The 24319-nt window shown below is 51.4% G+C and carries 27 protein-coding genes; 11 read left to right on the top strand and 16 right to left on the bottom strand.

Annotation, left to right across the window (positions count from 1 at the left end; all coding sequences use genetic code 11):
- Nucleotides 1-3: 3 nt before the first annotated feature.
- Nucleotides 4-966 carry a DUF362 domain-containing protein gene (locus RHJ31_RS10250; protein ID WP_302676516.1) on the bottom strand — a complete coding sequence of 321 codons (963 nt, stop codon included), beginning with the start codon at nucleotides 964-966 and terminating at the stop codon, nucleotides 4-6.
- 142 nt (nucleotides 967-1108) lie between these two features.
- Here RHJ31_RS10250 and RHJ31_RS10245 point away from each other — a divergent pair, with 142 nt between their 5' ends.
- The gene (locus tag RHJ31_RS10245; RefSeq protein WP_149817595.1) at nucleotides 1109-1513 is read left to right on the top strand and encodes a hypothetical protein; all 405 of its coding nucleotides are present in this window, start codon (nucleotides 1109-1111) and stop codon (nucleotides 1511-1513) included.
- Here the strand turns inward: RHJ31_RS10245 and RHJ31_RS10240 are convergent.
- Entirely contained in the window at nucleotides 1487-2944 is a 1458-nt protein-coding gene (locus RHJ31_RS10240) for a site-2 protease family protein (RefSeq protein ID WP_302676515.1), read from the bottom strand. The genes RHJ31_RS10245 and RHJ31_RS10240 overlap by 27 nt on opposite strands.
- Here RHJ31_RS10240 and RHJ31_RS10235 point away from each other — a divergent pair.
- Nucleotides 2943-3617 (top strand): MBL fold metallo-hydrolase, encoded by a 675-nt coding sequence (locus tag RHJ31_RS10235; protein ID WP_302676514.1) that lies wholly within the window; start codon nucleotides 2943-2945, stop codon nucleotides 3615-3617. The two genes, RHJ31_RS10240 and RHJ31_RS10235, sit on opposite strands and share 2 nt — an antisense overlap.
- A gap of 232 nt (nucleotides 3618-3849) precedes the next feature.
- Complete coding sequence (locus RHJ31_RS10230; protein WP_206201444.1) at nucleotides 3850-4287, top strand: Hsp20/alpha crystallin family protein; 438 nt, start codon at nucleotides 3850-3852, stop codon at nucleotides 4285-4287.
- A 102-nt stretch (nucleotides 4288-4389) separates the two neighbouring features.
- On the opposite strand, the gene grxD is transcribed toward RHJ31_RS10230, so the two are convergent.
- The 3 genes from grxD to RHJ31_RS10215 all read right to left on the bottom strand — a co-directional run bounded on the left by grxD (nucleotide 4390) and on the right by RHJ31_RS10215 (nucleotide 8191).
- Nucleotides 4390-4713: a Grx4 family monothiol glutaredoxin gene (gene grxD, locus RHJ31_RS10225; RefSeq protein ID WP_181496364.1), complete on the bottom strand. Its 324-nt coding sequence runs from the start codon at nucleotides 4711-4713 to the stop codon at nucleotides 4390-4392.
- 61 nt (nucleotides 4714-4774) lie between these two features.
- Entirely contained in the window at nucleotides 4775-5026 is a 252-nt protein-coding gene (locus RHJ31_RS10220) for a BolA family protein (RefSeq protein ID WP_149817589.1), read from the bottom strand.
- A gap of 69 nt (nucleotides 5027-5095) precedes the next feature.
- The gene (locus RHJ31_RS10215) at nucleotides 5096-8191 is read right to left on the bottom strand and encodes a response regulator (RefSeq protein ID WP_302676513.1); all 3096 of its coding nucleotides are present in this window, start codon (nucleotides 8189-8191) and stop codon (nucleotides 5096-5098) included.
- A 119-nt stretch (nucleotides 8192-8310) separates the two neighbouring features.
- Between RHJ31_RS10215 and petG the strand changes: the two genes are divergently transcribed.
- Together petG and der are read left to right on the top strand one after the other, a co-directional pair.
- Nucleotides 8311-8424 (top strand): cytochrome b6-f complex subunit V, encoded by a 114-nt coding sequence (petG, locus tag RHJ31_RS10210; RefSeq protein WP_302676512.1) that lies wholly within the window; start codon nucleotides 8311-8313, stop codon nucleotides 8422-8424.
- 43 nt (nucleotides 8425-8467) lie between these two features.
- Nucleotides 8468-9817: a ribosome biogenesis GTPase Der gene (gene der / locus RHJ31_RS10205; protein WP_302676511.1), complete on the top strand. Its 1350-nt coding sequence runs from the start codon at nucleotides 8468-8470 to the stop codon at nucleotides 9815-9817.
- A gap of 21 nt (nucleotides 9818-9838) precedes the next feature.
- Here der and RHJ31_RS10200 read toward each other — a convergent pair whose 3' ends face one another.
- The 4 genes from RHJ31_RS10200 to RHJ31_RS10185 all read right to left on the bottom strand — a co-directional run bounded on the left by RHJ31_RS10200 (nucleotide 9839) and on the right by RHJ31_RS10185 (nucleotide 14185).
- Nucleotides 9839-11560, bottom strand: a complete 1722-nt coding sequence (locus RHJ31_RS10200; RefSeq protein WP_302676510.1) for a hypothetical protein — start codon at nucleotides 11558-11560, stop codon at nucleotides 9839-9841.
- Nucleotides 11561-11772: 212 nt separating this feature from the next.
- The gene (locus RHJ31_RS10195) at nucleotides 11773-12972 is read right to left on the bottom strand and encodes an ABC transporter substrate-binding protein (protein ID WP_302676509.1); all 1200 of its coding nucleotides are present in this window, start codon (nucleotides 12970-12972) and stop codon (nucleotides 11773-11775) included.
- Nucleotides 12973-13491 carry an acetolactate synthase small subunit gene (ilvN, locus tag RHJ31_RS10190; RefSeq protein ID WP_149817577.1) on the bottom strand — a complete coding sequence of 173 codons (519 nt, stop codon included), beginning with the start codon at nucleotides 13489-13491 and terminating at the stop codon, nucleotides 12973-12975.
- 49 nt (nucleotides 13492-13540) lie between these two features.
- Entirely contained in the window at nucleotides 13541-14185 is a 645-nt protein-coding gene (locus tag RHJ31_RS10185; RefSeq protein WP_302676508.1) for a J domain-containing protein, read from the bottom strand.
- Nucleotides 14186-14254: 69 nt separating this feature from the next.
- Between RHJ31_RS10185 and RHJ31_RS10180 the strand changes: the two genes are divergently transcribed.
- The 3 genes from RHJ31_RS10180 (at nucleotide 14255) to RHJ31_RS10170 (ending at nucleotide 15952) form a co-directional block, all read left to right on the top strand.
- Nucleotides 14255-14809 carry a shikimate kinase gene (locus RHJ31_RS10180; protein WP_302676507.1) on the top strand — a complete coding sequence of 185 codons (555 nt, stop codon included), beginning with the start codon at nucleotides 14255-14257 and terminating at the stop codon, nucleotides 14807-14809.
- Nucleotides 14803-15360 carry a DUF4126 domain-containing protein gene (locus RHJ31_RS10175; RefSeq protein ID WP_149817571.1) on the top strand — a complete coding sequence of 186 codons (558 nt, stop codon included), beginning with the start codon at nucleotides 14803-14805 and terminating at the stop codon, nucleotides 15358-15360. The genes RHJ31_RS10180 and RHJ31_RS10175 overlap by 7 nt, the downstream gene beginning before the upstream one ends.
- A gap of 73 nt (nucleotides 15361-15433) precedes the next feature.
- Nucleotides 15434-15952 (top strand): pentapeptide repeat-containing protein, encoded by a 519-nt coding sequence (locus RHJ31_RS10170; protein WP_206201450.1) that lies wholly within the window; start codon nucleotides 15434-15436, stop codon nucleotides 15950-15952.
- Here the strand turns inward: RHJ31_RS10170 and msrA are convergent.
- The 5 genes from msrA to RHJ31_RS10145 form a co-directional block, all read right to left on the bottom strand.
- Entirely contained in the window at nucleotides 15949-16608 is a 660-nt protein-coding gene (gene msrA / locus RHJ31_RS10165; protein WP_302676506.1) for a peptide-methionine (S)-S-oxide reductase MsrA, read from the bottom strand. The genes RHJ31_RS10170 and msrA overlap by 4 nt on opposite strands.
- 80 nt (nucleotides 16609-16688) lie before the next feature.
- Complete coding sequence (locus tag RHJ31_RS10160) at nucleotides 16689-17258, bottom strand: DUF4340 domain-containing protein (protein WP_302676505.1); 570 nt, start codon at nucleotides 17256-17258, stop codon at nucleotides 16689-16691.
- A gap of 37 nt (nucleotides 17259-17295) precedes the next feature.
- The gene (gene acs / locus RHJ31_RS10155) at nucleotides 17296-19266 is read right to left on the bottom strand and encodes an acetate--CoA ligase (protein ID WP_302676504.1); all 1971 of its coding nucleotides are present in this window, start codon (nucleotides 19264-19266) and stop codon (nucleotides 17296-17298) included.
- Between the two features lie 60 nt (nucleotides 19267-19326).
- Nucleotides 19327-19803, bottom strand: a complete 477-nt coding sequence (locus RHJ31_RS10150; protein ID WP_190278294.1) for a DUF2214 family protein — start codon at nucleotides 19801-19803, stop codon at nucleotides 19327-19329.
- 106 nt (nucleotides 19804-19909) lie between these two features.
- The gene (locus RHJ31_RS10145) at nucleotides 19910-20263 is read right to left on the bottom strand and encodes a hypothetical protein (RefSeq protein WP_302676502.1); all 354 of its coding nucleotides are present in this window, start codon (nucleotides 20261-20263) and stop codon (nucleotides 19910-19912) included.
- Nucleotides 20264-20450: 187 nt separating this feature from the next.
- Here RHJ31_RS10145 and RHJ31_RS10140 point away from each other — a divergent pair, with 187 nt between their 5' ends.
- Nucleotides 20451-21803: an AAA-associated domain-containing protein gene (locus RHJ31_RS10140; protein WP_149817559.1), complete on the top strand. Its 1353-nt coding sequence runs from the start codon at nucleotides 20451-20453 to the stop codon at nucleotides 21801-21803.
- Nucleotides 21804-21813: 10 nt separating this feature from the next.
- On the opposite strand, the gene RHJ31_RS10135 is transcribed toward RHJ31_RS10140, so the two are convergent.
- A complete protein-coding gene (locus tag RHJ31_RS10135) occupies nucleotides 21814-22158 on the bottom strand; it encodes a carboxymuconolactone decarboxylase family protein (protein ID WP_149817557.1) in 345 nt (114 codons plus the stop codon).
- 322 nt (nucleotides 22159-22480) lie between these two features.
- Between RHJ31_RS10135 and RHJ31_RS10130 the strand changes: the two genes are divergently transcribed.
- Nucleotides 22481-22936 carry a hypothetical protein gene (locus RHJ31_RS10130; RefSeq protein ID WP_302676501.1) on the top strand — a complete coding sequence of 152 codons (456 nt, stop codon included), beginning with the start codon at nucleotides 22481-22483 and terminating at the stop codon, nucleotides 22934-22936.
- A gap of 29 nt (nucleotides 22937-22965) precedes the next feature.
- Here the strand turns inward: RHJ31_RS10130 and RHJ31_RS10125 are convergent, their stop codons facing one another.
- Entirely contained in the window at nucleotides 22966-23163 is a 198-nt protein-coding gene (locus tag RHJ31_RS10125) for a DUF2949 domain-containing protein (protein WP_190278154.1), read from the bottom strand.
- Between the two features lie 318 nt (nucleotides 23164-23481).
- Between RHJ31_RS10125 and RHJ31_RS10120 the strand changes: the two genes are divergently transcribed.
- A complete protein-coding gene (locus tag RHJ31_RS10120; protein WP_302677812.1) occupies nucleotides 23482-24315 on the top strand; it encodes a fatty acid desaturase in 834 nt (277 codons plus the stop codon).
- Nucleotides 24316-24319: the final 4 nt, after the last annotated feature.

Here is a 24319-nt window from a genome sequence, read left to right as displayed (position 1 = left end):
AACTTAGACCTTTTGGCTATAGGCGGTTAGGGGTTCCTTGATCCAGCGAATATAGAGGTGTTTGAAGGTGGACTTGAGGACACGCGGCGCACCAAAGTCAATGGGCATCATCTGCTGGGGTAGTTGCCAGTCTCGAACAGCTAATTCGTGGGGCTGTGCCAAGGGAAATGTAATCTCACTCAGCTCATAGTTGTAGCCAAGGGCGGTGGCGGCACGTTGGGTAGGAATGCGCTCAGGATCCACATTCAGGATAGCCACGAGGGCGCGATCGAGGGCAAAGACATCACGACTGGCACCCAAAATATTCAGGGGGCGCGGCGTTCCCCCACTGGGGCCATTGCCTTCATGGCCGATAATGCCATCCACAATCGTGAGGTCGGGGGCGATCGCCCGTGCAGTTTCGACGAGCATGCGGCCAAAGCGATCAGCATCCTTACCCGCTTCCATATGCCACCATGCCTTCATTTTGCCGGGGACACAGCCAAAGAGATTCTTGACCCCAAGGGTGAGGGTGAGTTGCACATGGGATTTGACCTTGGGTAGGTTAATGACGACATCGGCGGCCATCGCTTCTTTGCTCAGGCGCAGGTGGGCAAATTCAGGATTGTCCGTAGCATAGCGATCGCCATGGAATTCAATGACCGGTAAATTCAATTCCTGAATAAAGGGCAAATAGCCATTGTTGCGGGCGACCCCCAATGCCGAGCCAAAGGCAGGTCCATCCCCTAGGAAGGGTTGTCCCCCCACCGCCTGCACCATTTTGGCAACGCAATAGACCAGTTCTGGGCGAGTGACGCATTCGTGTTTTGGTCGTGCGCCGGTGAGTAAGTTCGGCTTGAGCAGCACGCGATCGCCCGGTTTGACGATCGCCGCCATTCCCCCCAAGGGCGCTAGGAGTTCCTCAAGGGACACACTGAGACGGTCAAGGTCATAGGATGTTGCCCGCAGTAAACTCACGCTTGGCATCGGAGGCTCCTTGTCACTGGCATTGTTTCTCAACAGTGTGCCACAAAGATAAAATTGAGGCTTTGCAATCCCTGCCCAATGATCCTCTCAAACCAACATTAGATGATGAAAAAGCTGCAAAAAGATACGATAGAGAAGAGAAATGTCTGCTAACGAGCGATCGCGAATGCCCCAAGGCCTTGAGTCAGAATTTCGGCAGCAGGTGGATCGCCTGCATCGCTTTACCGTTCTCATGCGCTGGAGTGTGGTGCTCTTTCTTTGGCTGACGGTTGGCACATTGAGTCTCTGGGGCTTCCGTTATGAAATTAGCCTGATGCGCGAGCATTTTACGTGGGCAGCGTTGCGTTATGGCATTCTCTTCAATCGGCTGCCGGCGATCGGTTTGGCGCTGTGCATTGGCATGACCCTGAGCGTTCTCTACTGGCAGACCCGCAACATTTTCTGGGGCAGATCCCCCAAGTGGCAGCAACGCCTAGAAAAACAAGTCCTGCGCATTCGTCAACAGGGGCAACGCCATCCCCTATGGCATTGGGTGTGTCGGCAGTAGCAAATCCCCCAGGGGTGCCGGCACCGGCAAAATAATGAGCAATAGCAACACCAGTGCCATCAAGCCAAGGGCATCGCGCCAGTTATCCAATTCACTGACATCATTGAGGGCAGGTTCATCAAAGGCGGGCATAAAGAACAGGATCAAAGCCCAGACAAAGAGCCACGGTTGAATAAAGGAGAGAATCAGCACCAGTAAACGGCTGACTTGGCCAATGACTGCCCCCGCCCGATGACCATACATCGCATGGACAATGTGCCCCCCATCCAATTGACCCACCGGCATCAAGTTCAAAGCCGTCACCACCAAGCCCAGCACTCCCGCCACTGCGATCGGATGCAGGTGTAGCGCACTATCACTCTTGAGGGCAGCGCCAAAAATGGCTTTGGCAATCAGGGCAAAGAGAATCGAAATGCGGGGACTAAACACTTGGGGATTGAGGGGCTGCTCGGAAGCATTGGCGGGCAGTTGTACCACCTCGGACTGCTGTAGTCCCCAAACTAGAATCGGTAGGGTCACGAGCAATCCCGCAAGGGGACCCGCCATACTGATGTCAAAGAGGGCACGGCGATGGGGAACCGGCGATCGCATCTGGATAAAGGCCCCCAGTGTGCCCATGGCAAAGGGTAGAGGAATAAAGTAGGGCAGCGTTGCTTTGACGCGGTAATACCACGCAGTGGCAAAGTGTCCCAGTTCATGGATGCCCAAAATCAACAGCAGACTGACACTGTAGGGCAACCCCTGCCAGAGCAAACTGGGATTGAGTCGCAGTTCCGCCGCCGTCAGATCAGGCGCCACGAGTGCCAAGCCAGCAACCGTTGTCGTCAGAAACGTTAAAGCCAATAGTCCAAGGCTGAGGCCGGGACGAAACAGCTGTTGGGGCTGGGGCAAGCGATCGCGAGGAATCAAGGCAAAAAAGGGCTTATTACTCAAACCCATTTGAAACATGACCAGAAAGCGATCGCCAAAGCGTTGGGCAATATTGCGCTCCACGGTTTCATAGACTTGGTTCGCATCCCCGCGCATTTGCCCCCGGCAGATCACCGCCTGCGGACGATACTCAATTTGTTGCAGATAGTACATGCCCCAAGGGAAACAGCTCTGCAATTGCGTTTCTTCATCCTGATTGAGGAGCTTGCCATTTTCCGTCGGTGTGGGCGGTGGGGGTGTGGGTGGTGCCGCTGGTAAGGAGGGCTGGCCTCGGCGCAAAAGCACAAGATAGAGCACCGAACTGGTGACAAAAACAAGGATCAACCATCCCGACGGCACAGGGGTATTCCCTAAAAGCAGCATCCAACCCCCAATAAAAAATGCTGGCAACATCAGCACCAGCCATAGGAGCCACCAAGGGGTTTGACTGACACGGGCAGCACTCTGGCGGACAATAAAGACCAAGATCAAACCCAATACAATAAGGGAAATCCATGTCATGATTTCGACACCTGTGGCTCAACAACAGAAACCGCCCCGCCTTGTATTGCCCATGGTTTACGGGTTTCCACCAAACCGCGAGACGCTGGGAGGCACTGCTTATCTCATTGTAGAAAATGATGGCAATACCCTTATTGATTCCCCCCCTTGGACAGAGAGCAGCCAAAATTGGCTCAGGGAGCAGGGTGGCGTTCAGCGCCTCATCCTTACCCATCGAGGGGCGATCGCCCGCGTTCGTGAGCTGCAGCGCACCTTTAACTGTGAAGTAATCATCCATGGTCAAGAAGCCTATCTTCTACCCCAAGTGACCGTAACCCCGTTTAACCACCATCTAGCGATTAGTGAAACCCTCGAAATCCTCTGGACACCCGGTCACTCCCCCGGCAGCGCCTGTGTCTATTGGTCTGGCCAAGGGGGTGTTCTCTTTAGCGGTCGTCACCTACTCCCTACGCCGACGGGAGAACTGGCACCGATGAAAACGGCGACCACCTTCCACTGGCCGCGACAACTGCGCAGTGTTGAGACATTAAAAGCCTTTTGTCGGCAGAAGTCCCTGAGTTATCTCTGTCCGGGGGCAAATATTGGTTTTCTGCGGGGGACACTGGCGATCGCCAACGCCCAAGCCATTCTGCAAGAAATCCCTGTTGATAACCTTTTGGCTAACAAGGTTTAATGTTTCCTTAATTTCCCTATCAGGATAATACAGGTTCGGGAAAAGGAACTTGGAGAGATCGTTAAACCCCACTTGGATCAAGACTTGCATCCTCTATAGTGAAGGTAGGCAGAGGGAATAAGCCCAAGCAATACCAAGGCAAACAAAAACAAAGTTAATTGTTGGTGCTGTTCTCTCTGTAAATCATCCCGTGGGCAATCTAAAACCTTAAGAAATACAGGAGGATCAGCGTATGGCACTCGTTCGTTGGGAACCGTTCCGCGAAATCGATGCGCTACAACGCCAAATGAACCGTCTATTTGATGAATTGATTCCCTTGACCGAACGTCGCAGCGATCTCAGCTTCTTGCCGGCAGCCGAACTCGAAGAAACGCCTGATGCTTTGCTTCTAAAAATTGAACTGCCCGGCATGGAGGCCAAAGACCTCGACATTCAAGTTACGGCGGATGCCGTCTCTGTCAGTGGTGAACGCAAATCTGAAAGCCAAAGCGAAAGCAATGGTATCAAACGCACCGAATTCCGCTACGGTAAATTCCAACGGGTCATTCCTCTGCCAGTGCGGATTCAAAACACCGATGTCAAAGCCGAATACAAAGATGGCATCCTGCACCTGACCCTGCCGAAAGCGGAAGAAGAGAAAAACCGCGTCGTCAAAGTAAACCTTGGCTAATCCGCCACTTTCTCGGCCAAACGGTCAAGGTTGTTGAACAGATGATGAAGCTCCCCCAGCAATGGGGGATTTATTTTGGGCGTCAGTGAAGGTGAGAAAAAACTAGGAAGCTAAGGCCACCTCAACCAGTTGTTGCAACTCACCACTTTGGTATAGCTCAATGAGAATGTCCGAGCCACCAATAAACTCACCATTGATAAACACTTGGGGAATCGTTGGCCAGTTGGAATACTCCTTAATCCCTTGGCGAATCTCAAAATCCTCAAGGACATCCACCGTTTCATAGGGAACACCGAGAGCATTCAGGATTTGCACCGCATTGTTGGAAAACCCGCATTGGGGCATCAGCTTGCTGCCCTTCATAAAGACAATGATTTTGTTGCTTTTGACGAGGTGATCAATTTTGGCGTGGAGTTCGGGTGTCATCGTTGGCTTTCCCTCTTGAGTTCACAAGTTACAAAAGAACAGCAATAGATTGCATTCTAAATCACTGGCGTTGTGCCCATTGCTGGGGGGTATAGGTCTTGAGGGCAAGGGCGTGGAGTTCATTGCTAGCCATGAGATCCTTAAGGCTGCTATAGACCAATTGGTGCTGCTGCACCAGTCGCTTACCCTCAAAGGCAGCAGAGACCACTACAGCTTCGTAATGATCGCCACCCCCGGTCAAATCTTGCACTTGAACAAAGGCATCGGGCAGGCTGGATTGAATTAAGGTGGTTAGTTGTTCAGGGGTAACCATAGATAATTATTTATTCCTAGCTGGAATCAAGAACCAGTTAATCTATCTCCTTTAGTCTATCGCTAAATGTTAAGTTGTTGGGGTCTGGAGGGGATGGCACTGACGGAGGGCACGCACCAAGTCTTCAAGGTTAATGGGCTTGCTCACATAGTCGTCCATACCTGCATCCAAGCAAAGCTGGCGATCGCTCTCCATAGCATTGGCCGTCATGGCAATAATTCGCGGACGGGGTTGGTTGAGCTGTTGAAACAGATTAATCACTTCACGGGTAGCCATTATGCCATCCATCTCCGGCATCTGCATATCCATCAAAATCACATCATAGGGCTGCCGTTTCACCGCATCCAGCACCTCCAAACCATTGGCAGCAATATCACCGCGATAGCCCAATTTTTCTAAGATGCGCAGTGCCACCATTTGATTGACTTTGTTATCCTCGGCAATGAGAATCCGCAGCGGCGGCAGACCGGCTTTTAAGTCTTCAAAGGATAGGGCAGCCACTGGCTTAGGCGATACCGTTGTCGGCTCTTTGTCAAATAAATGGTTAAGAACATTGTACAGGGTGGACTGTTTGACCGGCTTGCTGATCAGGGCAGAGAATAAAGCAGTTTCCGACTCTGGCAGTGTATTGCCTAGGGAGGTTAGCAGAATCAGGGGCAATTGCGTGTAGGTGGTGCGAATTTTACGAGCAAGGGAAATGCCATCCATCTCCGGCATTTGCAGATCTAAAATGGCCACATCCGGCAGGGCTTGTTGTTGAAGCAGCACAAGGGCCTTGGGGCCACTCTCAGCCACAAGGGGGTGCATTTTCCAGTTTTTGGTTTGTAGGGCGAGAATTTGACGGTTGGTAGCATTGTCATCCACAATGAGCACACGCCGATTTTCAAGATGGCCGACCCCCCTGCTCTCTTTGGAAATGGCCTGCGGATTAACGAGAAATTTGACAGTAAAGTAAAAAACAGAGCCACTCTCTTCAATTGGGATCGAGTCATAGTGGGCTGGGGGTGTGCCGCCAATGGCCAAAGGATCTGTGGCCGTTTTACTTTCTACCCAAATTTGCCCCCCCATATGCTCCACAAGGCGTTGACAAATGACCAAGCCCAAACCCGTGCCGCCATAGTGGCGAGTGGTTGAGGCATCCACTTGCATAAAAGGCTGAAAGAGGCGAGCCATGCCCGTTGGCGAAATGCCGATGCCCGTATCCTGAATGGCAAACCAGTAGGAGTAATAGGAGGGCATAAACTCATACTGGCTCATTGGTGCAGGCATGCCCTTAAGGTAGAGGGTCACATTGCCACCTTGGGTAAATTTGATGGCATTGCCCATGAGATTCACCAAGACTTGCCGCAGCCGCCCCATATCACCAATGACCTCATAGGGAATCCTTGGCTCAATATGGGCAGCCAGTTCCACCTGGCGATCGCTAGCTCGACTGGCCAAAAGGTCGAGGACTTCTTCGACACAGTCACACAGGTTGAAGGGATAGCTCTCTAACTGCAGCTTGCCCGACTCAATCTTAGAGAAATCGAGAATATCATTGATGATGGCGAGTAGAGCGTCACCACTGAGGCGAATGGTGTTGACAAACTCCCGCTGTTGAGGATTGAGGGGGGTATCCAGCAGTAATCCAGTCAGGCCAATGATGGCATTCATTGGGGTGCGAATTTCATGGCTCATGGTGGCTAAAAACTCACTCTTGGCACGGCTGGCTTCCTCGGCAGCCCTGCGCGCTTGCTCTAGGAATTCCTGCTGCTGGATCATTTGGGAGATGTCTTCCCAAGTGCCGACAAAGCGATCTTTGCCACGGCTTTGCTGCAAAGGAATAATCCGCGCCCTAATCCAGCGACTGCTGCCGTCTTCTTGAACCACCCGGAAGCGCTCGTTGAGGGGTAGCCTCTTTCGCTGGCAGGCGACCCATGCCTTCAAGACGCGATCGCGATCTTCAGGGTGCAGGCGTTCTATCCACTGTTGTTCGGCTTCCTCCAGACTGTTGAGACCCAACAGGTCTAGAAGTGCCTGATTCAAAAAGGTGGGTCGTCCCTCGGCATCTAGGGTAAAAATGCCCACCGGCGCCATTTTGCTGACACTACGAAAGCGCGCTTCACTTGACTTTAGGAGTTCTCGCAATTGCTCTTTGCGCTGGCGATCGCGGGCAATGATCAGGATAGCACCAGCCACCAAAACGGATAGGGCAGCAAAGAGGACAAGGAACTCCTGATGTAGGCGGCGGTTGTATTGCACCAACCGGGTGTCAGAGAGCCGCGAAACCAACCACCAACGGGTGCTGCTCCAGTCACGAGCCGAATTGGTTGCTCGATCGGCAGAAAGGTAGTTGGCCTTTAGGGGAAAAAAGGCTTGATAGATAAATAGCCCCTGAGGGCTCAATAGGCTGCCTCGAGGCTGTCGTTGCATTTGTTGCCACAGCAGCGGATATTGATTGCGGATCGTAAACTGCTGTCGCTCAGGATAATAGAATCCCCATTCTTGGTGATGATTTTCTGCAATGAACCAATAGCCTTCGTCATCCGCTAGGAGGCAGCTGCTGTTCCCTAGATTGCAAGTGTTGATCAACTGATTGAGAAGGTGGCTGGCGCGGTAACGAACCAGCAAAACCCCCCTTGGTGCTGCTTTTTGGTACAGGGGTACCCCAATATACAAAACAGGTTGAGCCACGCTGAAACGGGTGCCCTCTATTAAATCCAAGGGGGAAATAAAAATCTGGTTGGGGGTCAATCGCTGTAGGATAGGCCAGTAGCGGTCAATTGTCTTGGTCGCAGCGGCATCCGTTGCTTTGGGTGTGGCATGCCACTGAAAACGCACCCTGCCCTCTGGATCAAAAAAATAAAATTGATCATAGTGTTTTTTGAGGTGCTGCCATGCTGCCAGTCCTGCCTTTGCCTTTTCGTGAGCCTCTTCCCCAGCAGAAGCCTCCATTAAATGAGACAACACCTGCAGTGCCATCAAAGCTCTCAACTCTTCAACCGCGTCATCTAAGATCATTCTTAGAAGCAGCCGGCTGCGCTCTAGTTTATACTCCTCCTGCAGTTGTAAGTCCTTCAGAAGGGCGTGGCGTTGACTAAAATACAGGGGTGTTAACAGAGCGGCAATGACTGCTGTTGCGGGCAAAAATAACTTAATAAAAGAGAAAAGAGGAAAGCGAAACATGGACGTTCTCGCTGGCGGTGAGGATGATTTTTCCTGATCAACAGGGAGATGCCGGTACAGCGCCCATTCATTAGTGTATCGTGGGGAATGGAGTTGATGGTTAAAAAGGGTGTAAGGCCATGATTGAACCTTTACTGTGCGGCATTGTGCTGGGGCTAATTCCAGTCACATTGGTGGGGTTGTTCTTTGCTGCCTACCAGCAGTACAAGCGCGGCAGTCAATTTGAGACCTAGGTTGAGGGGTAAACTCAAGCCTGATTCTGCAAACAACACGCCTATGGCTTTGCCTGTTGTTGCCGTTGTAGGACGTCCCAATGTGGGCAAGTCCACCTTTGTCAATCGCTTGGCCGGGGAACGGGATGCCATTGTCCACGATCAGCCCGGTGTAACCCGCGATCGCACCTACCGCCCAGCCTTTTGGCGCGATCGGGAGTTCTTGGTGGTGGATACTGGCGGACTCGTCTTTGACGATGACAGTGAGTTTCTCCCCCTGATTCGCCAACAGGCGGAACTGGCTCTGCAGGAGGCAACAGCTGCAATTTTAGTGGTAGATGGCCAAGCAGGACCCACTGCCCTAGACTATGAGATTGCGGCTTGGTTGCGACAGCATCCTGTCCCCGTTTTACTGGCGGTCAACAAATGCGAATCTCCTCAAATGGGTCAGGCGCAGGCGGCAGAATTTTGGGCGCTGGGTCTAGGGGAACCCTACCCCATTTCCAGTATTCATGGCAGCGGTACGGGGGAATTGCTGGATCAGTTGATGACCTACTTACCCGCAGCGGCAACGCTCCCCGAGGCGCCGGAAATTCAGGTGGCCATTGCTGGGCGTCCCAATGTGGGGAAATCCAGTTTGCTCAATGCCTTGATTGGGAGCGATCGCGCCATTGTCAGTCCGATTTCAGGTACCACCCGTGACGCCATTGATACCGTGATTGAACACAATGGCACCCAGTACCGCTTCATTGATACCGCCGGCATTCGTAAGCGGAGTCATGTGGCCTACGGGCCTGAGATGTTTAGTGTGCATCGCGCCTTTAAGGCGATTCACCGCTCCGATGTCGTGCTGTTGGTATTGGATGCCCTCGAAGAAATTACGGAACAGGATCAGCGCTTGGCGGGGCATATTGCCGATCAGGGGCGTGCCTGTGTCCTAATTGTGAACAAGTGGGATGCCGTTCCCGAAAAGGATACCTATACGATCAATACCTATCGCGATCGCCTGTATCAGCGATTGAATTTTCTGGAGTGGGCAGATGCCCTCTTTGTCAGTGCCCATACGGGTCAACGCCTCGACAAAATTTTTGCAGCAGTAGATGCAGCGGTTGAACAACATCGTCGCCGCGTCAGTACAGCCGTAGTCAATGAAGTGATTCAAGAAGCCCTACGCTGGCATACGCCCCCCGCGACTCGCCAAGGCCGCCAAGGCAAAATCTACTACGCCACCCAAGTGGCCACCCAGCCGCCAACATTTGCGATTTTTGTCAACGATGCCAAACTCTTCAAGGACAACTATCGCCGCTACATTGAAGGGCAAATTCGCCAACAACTGGGATTTCGAGGCACCCCCATTCGTCTCCTTTGGCGCAGCAAAAAGCCGCGTGAAGCTGCCGAATTAGCAGTCCGCTAACCCTGTTAGAGTGATCGTTGATTATGAGAGGCGCTTCAGAACAGCGGATAGCTGATCACTATAAACAATTTCGTAATTTTTTGGCGTTTGTAGGAAGGCAGCAAGTTCCTGAGATATTTTGCCTGTGAAGGGATCGACTGAAACCGCTAAGTAATCATAGTTTTGTAAATTACTCTCTTGAGGCTTCCATGTTGCAGGTGATCCTGCATCAGTCACCTCGTTGCTAAAAGGAAAGTTGACAAGTCCATAGCTGCGGAGACCCACATTGAGAATCTTTTTGTTCTCTATATTCTCCTGTACCCATTCATAAATACGACTCTGATAATTCGATGGATAAAATAATATCCCTGAAAACCCAGGTAAGCCTCTAGGCGGGTTGTAGTTGAGTATCTGTATTAGCAATAAAGTCATGCAGATAGCTGCAATAGAGCTAATAAATAAATGATTGGTTTTATTCGTACATTGAGAGTTTATATGAAAGTGGTTAAAGAAATTGTCAATTATGAGCAATAAACTTCTAAACCTTTTATTAAATAATATGTTCATGAAGGTAATACTAAAGTAGGCGATTAAAATAATCACTGTAATAATATAAACAAGGCCATGTCGCAATTGTAGATGAAAGTAGATGACCTCCCCAGCATAATAACCCGCACTGTAGGGTGTAAGTATCCAAGCGATAAAGCCAATAACGTTCATCTGAACCAAGTGCTTTAAGCTTGTGTTTCTAAATCGATTATTAAAAAATAGGATGATAAAAGATAAAGTGATGAGAACTGAGAATAATAGCAGCCTTCCATTGGGTGCCTTATAAATTTCTAAATTAAATAAGTTTCTAGAGATTGATAAATTTATGCCACTCTTAACAACATCATCTTCAAATAAACTGCCCAGAAGATATAAATTCCTGAAATACCAAAAGCTGCTAATGATAGCTATAGGCAGCAACCAAGTCAATATTGAGTGATAGAAGAGTTTAAGATAGCCTTTTTTTGTTATCCTTACTGCGTAGTTAGTTATTAAATTATAAACGGTGATTATAAAGATACCGGTAATGTAATAGATAGCGTTAGGTTTAACACCCAAAGCACATCCAAAACTAACCCCTGACCAAAATAAATATGGATATCTGAAGGAAGCTCTCCTATTTTTAATAGACCTTATCCATGCCCATGAACCTATCAAAACCCAAAAAGCTAAGGTAATGTCATTTCGACCAATATCAAAGAAAATAACTTGAGTATCATTTATAGAAAGATAAATCAACAAGAAAAACAAAAAAGTAAAATACAGTGATAAGCCGTATCTCCAGCGTCTTAAATCGCGTAGTATCAGCAGCGCTACGAGTACCGTGCTAAGATTTAATACCAGAGATGTTAAGCCTAGAGCAGCGTCCTGTTTTAAGAGAGTTAAACTCCATAAATTAATTAATTCATTGCCACCGGGGTATTGGCTAAAAGTGTTTCCAAGTTTCCACAAACTCATGGTTTGCAAATAGGTTACAGCACTAGGTAAGTGATAAGTAACAACATCCCAACTCAGGGGATGAACAAATATGACCTGTAGATATAAATCATAGACTAATTGCCTAAAATAAAATAAAAATAGAGAAGTTATAGTGATAACTAGTATCCAACCTTTTTGATTTAGCACAGCATACTTTTGAAAAGATGTAGTAAAGATACTTAATAGTCTATTTTTGTTAAAATTAAAAAATAAAGTTATTAAAATGAATAACCCCAAAACAAGACTTCCTACAAATAGAAGGCTAGGATACAAGAGGTTAATAGCTCCTAAAATTAGGGTAATAATAGTAATTTGAAACAGGGTTAAGCTAATAAAAACAGCTAAGCAGTTAAGCGGTTGCCGAGGGAAAAGAATCGTGCTTGCGATCGCGCTCGATAAAGTAACTATCAACGAGGAACTCAAATAGGTAATTATTATTCCTGTGATACTTAGCGTTCAACTTTTTTCACCAAACTAAACTTCCCACTCTGGCCATCGTCACTCATCTCAATCTGGCCAACGTAAAAGAAGCGTTGCAGCACTTCGCCTTCAGGGGTAAAGCGAATTTCCCCAAGGGGGGTTTCATAGGCTCCCTTGAGAATCTCTTGATTCAAGGCCTGACGCAAATCGGCAAGGGGCAATTCCGACAAGTTCTTTTCTTGGGACAGTCGTGCCAAGGAGTCCGCAAAGACTTGAACTGCCGTAAAGGCTTGAGCACTGAATTGAGAGGGGGCTTGACGATATTTGGCTGCAAAGGCGTCGCGAAACTTGACATTCATGGGATCGGGGTTTTCGGGATTATAGGCCTGCGCCACCAGAACGCCATTACAGAGGCGACGACAAACGGGGAAGAGGTTGACTGTGTTGACGCCATTCCCGCCCAAAATTAGGCCTTGGTAGCCCAATTCCCGTAGTTGGCGAATCAAATTGCCGCCGTCGGCTGCTAAGCCGGAGATAACAATTAAATCAGGTTTGAGATTGAGGGTGGCATTGATTTGGGCTTGGAAATTGGTATCCGTGGTTTGGGTCTGCTGGACAGTCACCAGTTCAAGCTTGGGGTTCTCGCGAATGGCCTTTTGAAAAATCTCGGTTTCTGAGCGACTAAAGGCATCGTCTTGGGCAAAAAAGACTGCCACTCGGCGAATGTTGGGATTAATCTCAAGGGCTGCTTGAATTGCCGTGGGCGCCACCACATCCACCCCTGCGGAGACGCGACTAATGAAGGCACCGATTTCGGGAATGCCACGGGCGGTATTGGAAGGAGCCACCACGGGGACACCAGCCTGCTCGGCAATAGGATCGGCACTAAAAGCCTGCTGCGAGAGGGTGGGGCCAACAATGCCAATCACGCGATCGCGATTGATTAAGGTTTGAAAAACATTCACTGCCCCCGCTTCATCACTGCCGGTATCCTGAATCACCAGCCGTAGGGTCTGCCCCTTGATCTGGCCGGCTTGGTTGAAAAACTCCCCGGCGACTTGCACCCCCTGTAGAGCCTCTTGGCCGTAGAGAGCGGCATTACCGGTTTGAGCGAGGGCAACCCCAAGGGGTAATGCATTGTTGCTTACTGAGGGAGACTCCGTTGCGGTACAGCTACTGAGGGCGATCGCCCCTAGTGCAAGTAATAACCAGCGATACTTCCCCGCCAATTAGACCCGTGCCTCCAAGGACTTCAGGTATTCCGTATTCACCCCCGACTCACGCACAAGGGCAATTTTACCGGTGCGGGCAATTTCGCGAATGCCAAATTTATTCAGCATTTGGACAATGGCCACCATCTTGCCGGGGTCACCAGACACCTCAATAGTCAGGGAATCATCGGACACATCCACCACCTTGGCACGGAAGATCTGTACCAGTTCCAAGATTTCAGAGCGGGTGCTGGCGGTGGCATTCACCTTCAGAAGCATCAGTTCCCGTTCCACACAGGGAATCGTGGTAATATCCTGCACCTTGAGGACATTGATCAGCTTGTAGAGTTGCTTGGTCAATTGCTCAATGATGGCATCGTCGCCGGGCACCACCATCGTAATGCGGGAGATGCCAATTTGCTCCGCAGGGCCTACCGCTAAGCTCTCAATGTTAAAGCCACGCCGCGCAAATAAACCGGCAATGCGAGTGAGCACACCCGCCTCATCTTCCACTAAAACCGATAGGGTATGTTTCATAACTGGGATTGAATCTTGCTGCCATGCTGGGATGCTGATTCTCTCTAGTTTAGCGGACAAGCTGACACTCTGCGAAGAGGCGCTGGGCAATGCGAAAGAGTTCCTGCCCAGTGTGCAAATAGCGATCGTCGTAACTGTGGCTAAATTGCTCTAGCTCATCGAGACCATCCACCAGTTGATTCAAACAGTAATAGAGGTGGGCTGCCACCTTGGCCACAGCAGCGGGGTTGGGTTGGGCTTGGAACGTATAGCGGGCGCGGGTGAGGGCGCGACGACAGTCCTGCAAGTAGGTAAGGAAATGAGCCATGAGGTTATCATCAAAGGGATCAGCCGCAAGGGCATCAATCTGGTGGGGGAGCGATCGCAAGACCGCCTCAATAATCCGACTCACGGGGTTGTAGGTGAGGGTCAGCCATTGCTCTAGCTCGCGATCGGCAGCTTGGGAACGCTGCACATCAGGCTGAGCAGTTGTTTGCTGGATACGGTGCTGGGCATCATAGGCCTGCCGACACTGCTCATCCCCCAAGATTTCATAGGCGGCGTTAATGGCGGCCATCCGCTCATGGCTGGAGCGATCGCTAGGATGGTAGTCGGGGTGATACTGCTTGACTAAGCGGCGATAAGCGGCCTTAATCTCGGCTTGGGTAGCCGTTACTGCCACCTGTAGTGTCACGTAGGGATTGGGCTGGGACATCGAAATGGTGAGAAGACCTCCATATTTAGGTTAAAGTGCTGATTTGGCGGTGTCGAGAAATGGTTATCTATGGAACTGCAAGAACGCCTTGGAGGAGTCAATATCTATCTGGTGGGCATGATGGGTGCCGGTAAAACCACCACGGGTCGCATCTTGGCGCAACGCTTGGGCTACAGGTTTGTGGATACAGATGCGGTGATTACAGAGTTTCGCCAACGACCCATTCGCGAAATTTTTGCCCAAGAGGGGGAGGCTGCTTTTCGGGAGTTGGAACAACAGGTCTTAGCACAAGTCTCTAGTTACCATCATTTGGTCGTGGCCACCGGTGGCGGCATTGTCCTCAACCCGATGAACTGGAGTTATTTGCGCCATGGCATTGTGGTCTGGCTTCATGTCCCCCTTGCGGTGCTCTGTCAGCGCCTGCGCCAAGATCAGCAACGTCCCCTGTTGCAGGATCAGCCCCTTGAGGAACGCTTGAGTGAACTGCTGCAAGCGCGTCAATACCTCTATGCGCAGGCGGATTTAGAACTGGCGATTACGGCTGAGGATACCCCAGAAACGGTGTGCGATCGCCTGTGGGAAACCCTCCCCAATATCTTGAAACCCATAGAGCCATCATGCTAGAAGTTCTAGCGATTCTTTCAGCAGCAGCGGCCGGCGGGCTACGACTGGCACTGCCCCTCCTGTTGATTGGTCTATTGCAGGGGGAACAACTGTGGTCACAGGTGCCTTTACTGCGCCATTTTTCCCCCTATGGCGTGGTTGGTGTGTTAGCCGCTTGGTCGTTTCTGGAGATCTTCCTGTCCCGCAATGTCTGGGGCTACCGCCTGATTATCCTTGTACAACTGTGCTTTAGCCCCCTTGTGGGTGCCCTCCTTGGCATGACCGTGGCAACAGCAACAGAGACACCCCAGTGGCTCATTGGTACCCTGAGTGGTCTTTTTGCCTTTGTGTTGCAATTGGTGCAGGTGGGTTGGTTTTATCGGCTGGGGAAGTTACCCCGCTGGGTGATTGTCGGGCAGGATATCCTGTGTATGCTGTTAATTTTATTTGCCCTCAGGGCACCCAAGCAGGGCGGGTTAATTGCCTTACTCCTGCTGTGGTTGGCCGTTCGCAGTGCTAAGGATTGGCAACAACGACATCAGCGCTCCCGCCGCCAACGGCTAAATTCCTAGGACTTGTGCTAAAGTCTCTCTAGCGTGGCAGGAGGATGTGGATGTGAACCAGCAAGCGTTCATCGCAACAGCAATGATTAGTGCAGCGCTTACCAGCGGTGCTGCTTTTGCCATGCCCTCCCCCATGCAGCAACTGGTGCAAACCAATGCTTGTCCCGGCTGTGATCTGCGGAATGTCGATTTACGGGGCTATAACTTAGCAGGGGCAAATTTGCGCGGCGCCAATCTTCAGGGCGCCAACCTCCAGGATACTAACCTCATGGTGGCCAATTTGGTCGGGGCAAATCTGAGTAATGCCAACCTCACCGCCGCTTATTTAGAACGAACTAACCTAGAACAGGCCAATCTCAGTGGTGCTAACCTGAGCCGTGCGATTTTGCGCCATAGTCGTGCCCGCCGTGCCAATTTCAACAACAGCAACTTAACGGGAGCCGATGTCCGCTATGGGGATTTTCGCCGCGCCAATCTCAACGGTGCCACTTTTGAGCAAGCCAATATGCAGTGGGCACGGTTAAACAATGCCACGGTTAGTCAGACCAACTTTAGCGATGCTTACCGTCCCCGTATGCCCTATCGCCTCAATCTCCACTAGGCGCTAGGGGTAGCGCTCATCAGTTCGTAGGGCACCTTTGTGCCCCCAAGGCCGCAGTAGCCATTGACATTGCGATGGAGATATTGCTGGTGGTAGGGTTCGGCAAAGTAAAATTCGGGCGCTGGTAGAATTTCAGTGGTGATCGTGCCATAACCGGCGGCTTTTAGGGCTGCTTGGTAGCGATCGCGACTGGCCTCGGCAAGGGCTTTTTGCTCAGGGGAATAGTAGTAAATACCGGAGCGATACTGCGTCCCCACATCGTTGCCTTGGCGCATACCTTGGGTGGGGTCATGGTTTTCCCAAAAGACCTTGAGCAATTCCTCATAGGTCACCTTCTGGGGGTCAAAGACCACGCGCACCACCTCGTTGTGACCTGTCATGCCCGTACACACCTCTTGATAGGTGGGATTGGGGGTATAGCCGCCAGCATAGCCCACAGCGGTGACATAGACCCCCGGCACCTGCCAAAACTTGCGCTCAGCCCCCCAAAAACAGCCCATACCAAACATGGCTAACTCCATGCCTTCGGGATAGGGAGGGGTGAGGGGATGACCATTCACAAGATGAGCCTCTGGCACGGGCATGGGTTCTGCTCGGCCGGGTAGAGCGGCACTGGGGCTAGGCATTGTCAACTTTTTGAATCCGAAGAATCCCATGGCTGATGTTCACTCGGTAGTTCACTACGCTTTTATATTCTGACGAGCTTTTGGGGAGTCGTGCCAGAAGTCACAGCGTTCTAGTTTGCTGCTTGCTGACGCTCCCATTCCTGTAGGGGGCGCTGGAGGGCATTTTTAAGATCAAGGGGCACGAGGGTCACCGTCATTTTTTCGCGCGGTTCCGCTGGCGGGTCAATTTCCGCGTAGAGCTTGAGGCCGTCAAAGGTGGTGTCTCCCAAGTGTAAACGGTGCTGCTGGCCATCTTTAAGGGTGATATCCACAGTGGCCATGGGGGGAGCAAGGCCATAATCCCCGGCACGTTCAGTAGGTACATCGAGAGAGCGATCGCGCTGACCCATGACCAATAAGTTTAATAAAAAGACAACCGTGCCCTCTTCTGCGGGGGTTTGCTTTGCCCGATCAATCACCCAGTTACCTGTAGCCAACTTTTTCAGGTTTAGGCTGTAATCAGGGGCAATAATTTTCAAGGCCACAACATCCGCCTCTTGAAAGTTAAAGAGGGGTTTTGGAGTTTGCGTATGACTGCTGTTGGGCGTGGGTAGTTGTTGCTCAAATAGAAAGAGACCGCCCCCTAAAATGGCCGCCGTTGTTAAAAGAACGAGTGTTTTTGTGCGGATGCCACTTGCCATAGCCTATCAATTATAGACTCATTGATAGGGGAGACTCTCAAGCCCCCTGGCGCAACTTATCCAGCACTGACCGATCTTCCAATGTTGAAGTATCCCCAGATACCTCTTGGCCAGCTGCAAGGGAACGCAGGAGCCGCCGCATGATTTTGCCCGATCGCGTTTTGGGCAGGGCATCGGTAAAGCGAATCTCCGCCGGCCGTGCCAAGGCACCAATTTCATTGACAACGTGCTGCTTTAATTCCTGTTGGAGGGCATCGCTGGGGGTAGCCGACCCGTCAAGAATCACAAAGGCAACGATTTCTTCCCCTTTGACCTCGTCGGGTTTACCAACAACGGCTGCTTCAGCAACAGCAGGGTGAGAGACCAATGCCGATTCAATTTCCATCGTGCCCAAGCGGTGACCGGAGACATTGATCACATCGTCAACCCGTCCCATCACCCAAAAGTAGCCATCTTCATCCTTGCGGGCACCATCGCCAGCAAAGTAAACGTATTGGCCATCACGAGGGGGAATGTGTTCCCAATAGGTGCGGCGGAAGCGATCGGGATCGCCATACACCGTGCGCATCATTCCTGGCCAAGGGTGACGAATGACCAGATACCCACCCTCATTGACCCCCACGGGGTTGCCCTCAAGATCGACGACATCAGCCAGAATCCCCGGAAAGGGCTTGGTGGCAGAACCGGGTTTCATGGGAATTGCCCCCGGTAGCGGTGTAATCATGTGCCCCCCAGTTTCTGTCTGCCACCATGTATCGACAATGGGGCAGCGTTCACCGCCAATGACCCGGTAGTACCACATCCATGCTTCGGGGTTAATCGGTTCACCCACGGTTCCCAAGAGGCGCAAAGAAGAGAGGTTCCGTGCGCGGGGCAAGTGTTCGCCCATTTTAATGAAGGCACGAATAGCCGTGGGAGCGGTATAGAAAATAGTCACCCCATACTTCTCAATCACATCCCAGAAGCAACCGGGATTGGAAGCGCGGGGTGCCCCTTCATACATGAGGGTGGTTGCCCCATTGGACAGCGGCCCATAGACAATGTAGCTGTGACCCGTAATCCAGCCAACATCAGCGGTACACCAATAGACATCGGTATCTTGGAGGTCAAAGACCCATTGAGTGGTGATGTGGGTGTAGAGGTTGTAACCCGCTGTGGTGTGGACAACGCCTTTGGGTTTGCCGGTGGAGCCAGAGGTGTAGAGAATAAAGAGTAAATCTTCGCTGTCCATGGGTTCGGCAGGACAGTCAGCGCTGACCCCCTTTTGCAGATCATGCCACCAGTGATCGCGACCGGGCACCATGGTCACTGGCTGCTGCGTGCGCTGCACCACTAAGACATTTTCAACGGTGGGAACTGCCTGATTGGCTAGGGCTTTATCCACTTGATCCTTGAGGGGCACAATGGCATCTTTGCGCCAGCCACCGTCAGCCGTAACCACCAGCTTGGCTTGGGCATCAATGAGGCGATCGCGCAAAGCTTCGGCACTAAACCCCCCAAAGACCACTGAGTGGGGGGCGCCGATCCGCGCACAGGCCAACATGGCAATGGCTGCCTCTGGAATCATCGGCATATAGATACCGACGCGATCGCCCTTTTTCACCCCCAGTTGCTTGAGGACATTGGCAAATTGGCAGACTTCGCGGTGCAGTTGGGCATAGGTGAGGGTGCGGCTATCACCGGGTTCTCCTTCCCAGATCAAGGCTGCTTTATTCTTGCGCCAAGTCTTGAGGTGGCGATCTAAGCAGTTGTAGGTGAGGTTGATTTTGCCATTGACAAACCACTTGGCATTGGGGGGCTGCCAATCCAGCACCTGATCCCAAGGTTGAAACCACTCTAATTCCTGTTGCGCCAATTCGCCCCAAAAGGCAGCGGGATCGGCTTTGGCCTTTTCGTAAAGGGCATTGTAGGCCTCAAGGGAATTGATCCGCGCCTTGGCCACAAAATCAGCGGGGGGATAAAAAAGGCGGTTTTCCTGAAGAATGGATTCAATCGTGGGATGACTCATCCGTTTTATCCGTGGCAGCAAGATCTATCATAGGGGCGATCGCTCCCCTGCTGAAGAGTATTACCGTTGAATCCAATCCAAACCAATCCCCCGCGCCATCATCGCTGCCAAAAAGGGAATGGCACTGAGAAAGGCCAGTTCAGCCCGAATCACCCAAGTCAAACGCTGCACCGTTGGTAACTCGAGGGTGGGAGCCTTCTCTTCCCGCAGCGGTTTAATCCACAGTAGAAAAGAGATCGTTGGATACAGCGACAATAGCCCCACCAAAATAAATAAGCCCACCTTGAGGTGAAAGATGGGGTTGGCCAAATAATATTCAGTGCCTTTGCCAAAATAGAGAACCCGTAAAATGCCCGTGACAAGAACAGTCACCGCAGCAATGCCATAGAGGGCATCCGTAATCACTAATCGCCAAGCCTGTTTAAGGTCTATATCCTTGCGCAGGGTGAGGTGCTCCACCACAAGGGCAGCAAAAGCCACCATAAAGCTGAGGTAGTGCAGATAGGCGATCGCGGCACTGCTCCAGAGGGTGTTCATCCGATAGCGTTCCTTGGCGAGTGAGAGACTTTGCAAAAAGGGCTGTATTCATCCTAGGGGGCAGCCTTGGGATGCGCAAGTGCCAACCCCCACAAGTTTTTAGGCTTTAGCCACGGCGTAGATCTTTGGCCATGGAGCGAAAGCGGTCTAAGCTGGGATCACTGCGACGGCGTTCCTGTTCTTCCACTGGGGGCGTTACCACATCACTGACACTGGGTTCGGGTTTACCTTTGTTTTCTGCCTCTGGATTTACCCTTTCGATGGCGGAGACCAACTCCACCACTTCTACCTCTTCTTTGGCACCGCCGGTTGCAGGGAACGTTTTTTTCACGACCTTGGCGGTACGCATGTACTCAATGTTGCCGTAGGTCTTGGCTGCATCGGGATCGAGAAAAAAGTCTTTGCTGGGTTGGGCGTCAGCTTGCTTGCCCCGACGGAAAAGGCCATCAAAGAGTCCCATAGCGGAATTGTTACCTTTTGTGAAGAAACCGCTGATCAGTTTACAATAAAATCCCCAGGGGGGTTATCAGAAATTCCGCAAATGAGGGGCGATCGCCAACCCTAGTAGCAATTTTTGTCCCCGAGGTTTTCCAAGACCTGAATCCTCATGGTAGGTTAACGGTGGAAATGCCACAGGATGCAGGACCATGCACGCCAAAACCAAAGGGGAATCGCTCGTCCGCTTACTGGATGTGGGTAAGGCCTACCGTCAGCCCAACGGTCAGGTTATTAGCATTATGGAAAATATTAACCTTGAATTGCGCACGGGGGAAATTGTTGCGCTCCTAGGGCCATCGGGATCCGGTAAGTCAACCCTGATGCGCATTATTACGGGTTTGGTTGCGCCTACGTCTGGGCAGGTCTTGTACCGCGAGCAGCCAATGCAGGGCCTGAATCCGGGGGCTGCGATTGTCTTTCAAAGTTCGGCGCTCTATCCGTGGCTAACGGTTTTAGAAAATGTGGAATTGGGGCTAAAGGCTCTAGGAGAAGGCCCGCGATCGCGCCGCCGCAAGGCACTGCGGATGATTGACATTATTGGCTTGGATGGCTTTGAAAACGCCTACCCCAAGGAACTGTCGGGGGGAATGCGGCAGCGGGTGGGATTTGCCCGTGCTTTGGCGGTGGAGCCGGAACTCCTGTGTATGGATGAGCCATTTTCCGCCTTGGATGTGCTGACAGCAGAGAACCTGCGCTTTGAACTTCTCGATCTGTGGCTAGAGCATAAAATTCCTACCCAGAGTATTTTGATTGTCACCCACCACATTGAAGAGGCGGTCATTCTCGCCGATCGCATTATTGTTTTGGGGAGCAACCCCGGTCGCGTCCGCGCTGACTTTCCAGTGACATTGCCCCACTATCGCGATCGCAAGAACCCTGAGTTTCAAGCCACCGTGGATCGCATCTATAAAATTCTCACCAATCCCCATGTGGATGAATTGGAGCAACTGGAACCCAAGCCAGCTACCCTGCCCACGAGTCAAGAACCGCGTTATCCGCTGCTCCCCCATGTGCGCATTGGCTCGATCGCCGGTCTATTGGAACTCCTAGAACACCGCAAAGAAGACCTCTACCGCATTGCCCAAGAGCTGCAACTGGAGCTAGATGATATTCTGCCCATTGTCGAAGCCGCCCAGATGATGGAACTGGTGGAACTCAAGGAGGGAGACATCAGCGTGACCCCGATTGGCAATGCCTTTATTCAGGGGGACATTGACCAGCGCAAGCTGATTATTCGCCAACAACTCCTCAAGCATATTCGCCTTGTGCAGCAAATCCACACTTTCCTAATGGCCAAGCAAAACCACCGCATTCCCGAAAGTTTGGTGCTGGATATTTTAGAGCGGCACTTTACGCCGCAGGAGGCCGACCGCCAGCTCAATACCGCCATTGACTGGGGACGCTACGCCGAACTCTTTAGCTACGACGAACCGGCCAAAGAAATTTTCCTTGAAGTCAGTGAACCCGAGGAGCCATTGCCCCTTGAAACGACAGCAGTCTGAGGGGAATGTCCTAATGGGTCTGCGCTTGGGTAAACTCCTCTAGCGCCTCCATCACATGGGTGGCATACATCAAGGCAGGGCCGCCATCCATGGCTACAGTCACCATGAGGGTTTCCATGATTTCTTCAGGGGTTGCGCCTGCATGCAAAGCAGCACGGGTGTGGAAGGCAATGCAGCCGTCACAGTGTTTGGCAACCCCAATGGCTAGGGCAATCAACTCTTTGGTTTTGGTATCAAGAGCACCGGGGGTTGACGAGGCCCGACTCAAGCTATAAAAGGCCTTCATGGCATCGGGCATCGCTGCCGTTAGCTTTGCCGTGTAGGATTTGATGTGGTTAATTTGCTCGGTGTACATCGCTGTTCTCAAACAATCGTGTTACGCCTATCATCGCCGCTGAAGCAGGCTACCCGCCCGAAACTTCAACGTTTTTTCTTCTTCATTGGTCTATTGGCAACTCCGCTTCGCTACATTACCGCGCCTTAACCCCCACCTGTGACGCGAGGATGGGGGAGTGCAGGCTAAACATGTTCGACGGTCACCGCCCTTGGTGATGAGCATCATCGGTTGCGGGTGAGAAACGCCACGGATGTTCTTAGTCAGCCCACCTAGGATAAGAGTATTCACCCCATAGGGGCTAGACAAAACTGTTCTCTCCATTCACACAAAGGACACCCAAATGCTGAATCAAAAAGGTTTACTCCTCGCCTGCCTCGCCGTTGCCCTCAGCCCCGCTGTGAGCCGTGCTGTACCTCTAGCTGCCACCCAGACCGTGCAATTGCAACCCCCAAGTAATGTACGGGTGCGCCCTACGATTATCGGCAAGATCAATAAATCTCCTTCTATCTCCTGCAATGAGATTGTGATTAATGCCACACTGCATCCTCCCGGCGGCTTTCCAGTGGGGGGTGCCACCGCTACTTTGTCCCCTGCTGGTAGTCATGGTTGCAGTTACAAAATTACCGTTCCGCCCGAGCTACTCGGTAAGAAGGTTCATCTCTGGGGAACGTTCAAGAGTCCCTCACCCCTGTTGTCAATTCAACCCGTGGGCTGGCAAAGTCCCATCTCTCTGCCTCAGCAATTAGGGATTTCCCAGAGCTATGACTTTGTTGCTAAGGAAACCGTGATTCATTAAGCCTAAATAAAGGAATTCTGAGAGCGCCACTAGGAGTGACTGGTTTCTAGCCAGTCAAAGATGCGGTCAAGCTGCTCAAGGCTCACCAAGCCATACTGCCAGAGAACAACGGGCAACAGATTCACCTGCTCATCGCAGTGCTTGAGGCCGAAGTCAATGGCAGCGGTGGGCAGTGCCATCTCCCGCTGTAGGAAGTCAATGAGTCGTGTCCAACGTGGCGTTTTCATGATTCCTATAACTACCACACCTTACCCTCTATCCTAGGGATTAATCTGAGAAAATGCAACATTTCGTTACAAAACCACAGAAAGTGAAATAATCAGCCTGCTATTTGGTATGATGCCTGCTATTTTCGGGGACACTCTCCCCAGAGACTTCCCCCACCAGAGGGAATTTATAGGGGGATTGCCGAATCATTGGTCTTGGGAAAAACACCCTAAGTAAAGATACTCAACCGTAGCTCGTTATACTAAAGTCTGATGGGTGTTGTTCAAGCCCAGCCTAGAGAGAACAGCAGCCAAATCAGTTGTTTTACGGATGTGTTCATGACCCAAGCCACCGTTGCCAAACCCCCCATTGCCTGGCCTACGGCGACCTTTATTATTTTTGTGCACCTCGGTGCTCTTCTTGCGTTTTTACCCGGCATGTTTAGTTGGAAGGCAGTCCTGCTGGCGCTTGTACTTCACTGGTTGACTGCTGGCATTGGTATTACCCTTGGTTGGCACCGCCTCGTTACCCATCGCAGCTTCCAAGTGCCCAAGTGGTTAGAGTATTTCTTGGTCTTTTGCGGCACACTCTCAATGCAAGGGGGGCCGATTTGGTGGGTTGGGCTGCACCGCCATCACCATCTGTACTCCGATCAACCCAATGATCACCACGATTCCCGTAAGGGCTTTTGGTGGAGCCATATTGAATGGATGTTTCGTGAGGTGCCAGCGGAGGCAGAGATTCCCCGTTTCACCAAAGATATTGCGGATGATCCGGTGTATCAGTTTTTTGACAAGTACTTTCTACCAATTCAGGTGGTCTTGGCCATTGTTCTTTACCTCTGGGGCGGTTGGCCATTTGTGGTTTGGGGAATTTTTGTGCGTCTTGTAACGGTCTATCACACCACTTGGCTGGTGAATAGTGCCACCCATGCCTTTGGCTATCGCACGTTTGAAACCACGGATCACTCAACGAATTGCTGGTGGGTCGCCCTGTTAACCTTTGGCGAGGGTTGGCATAACAATCACCATGCTTATCAATATTCGGCACGCCATGGGTTGCAGTGGTGGGAACTGGATCTGACGTGGCTCACCATTCGCTTGTTGCAATTGCTGGGTTTGGCTACGAAGGTGCGTTTGGTAGAAGCACCAGCAGCCTCTTCCCAAGAATAGAGCG

It is taken from the genome of Thermosynechococcus sp. JY1331 (genome assembly GCF_031583475.1).
In the GTDB taxonomy this organism is placed as follows: Bacteria; Cyanobacteriota; Cyanobacteriia; order Thermosynechococcales; family Thermosynechococcaceae; genus Thermosynechococcus.
The sequence above is the reverse complement of the archived record's forward strand: the minus strand, read 5'-3'. Positions and strand labels throughout refer to the sequence as shown.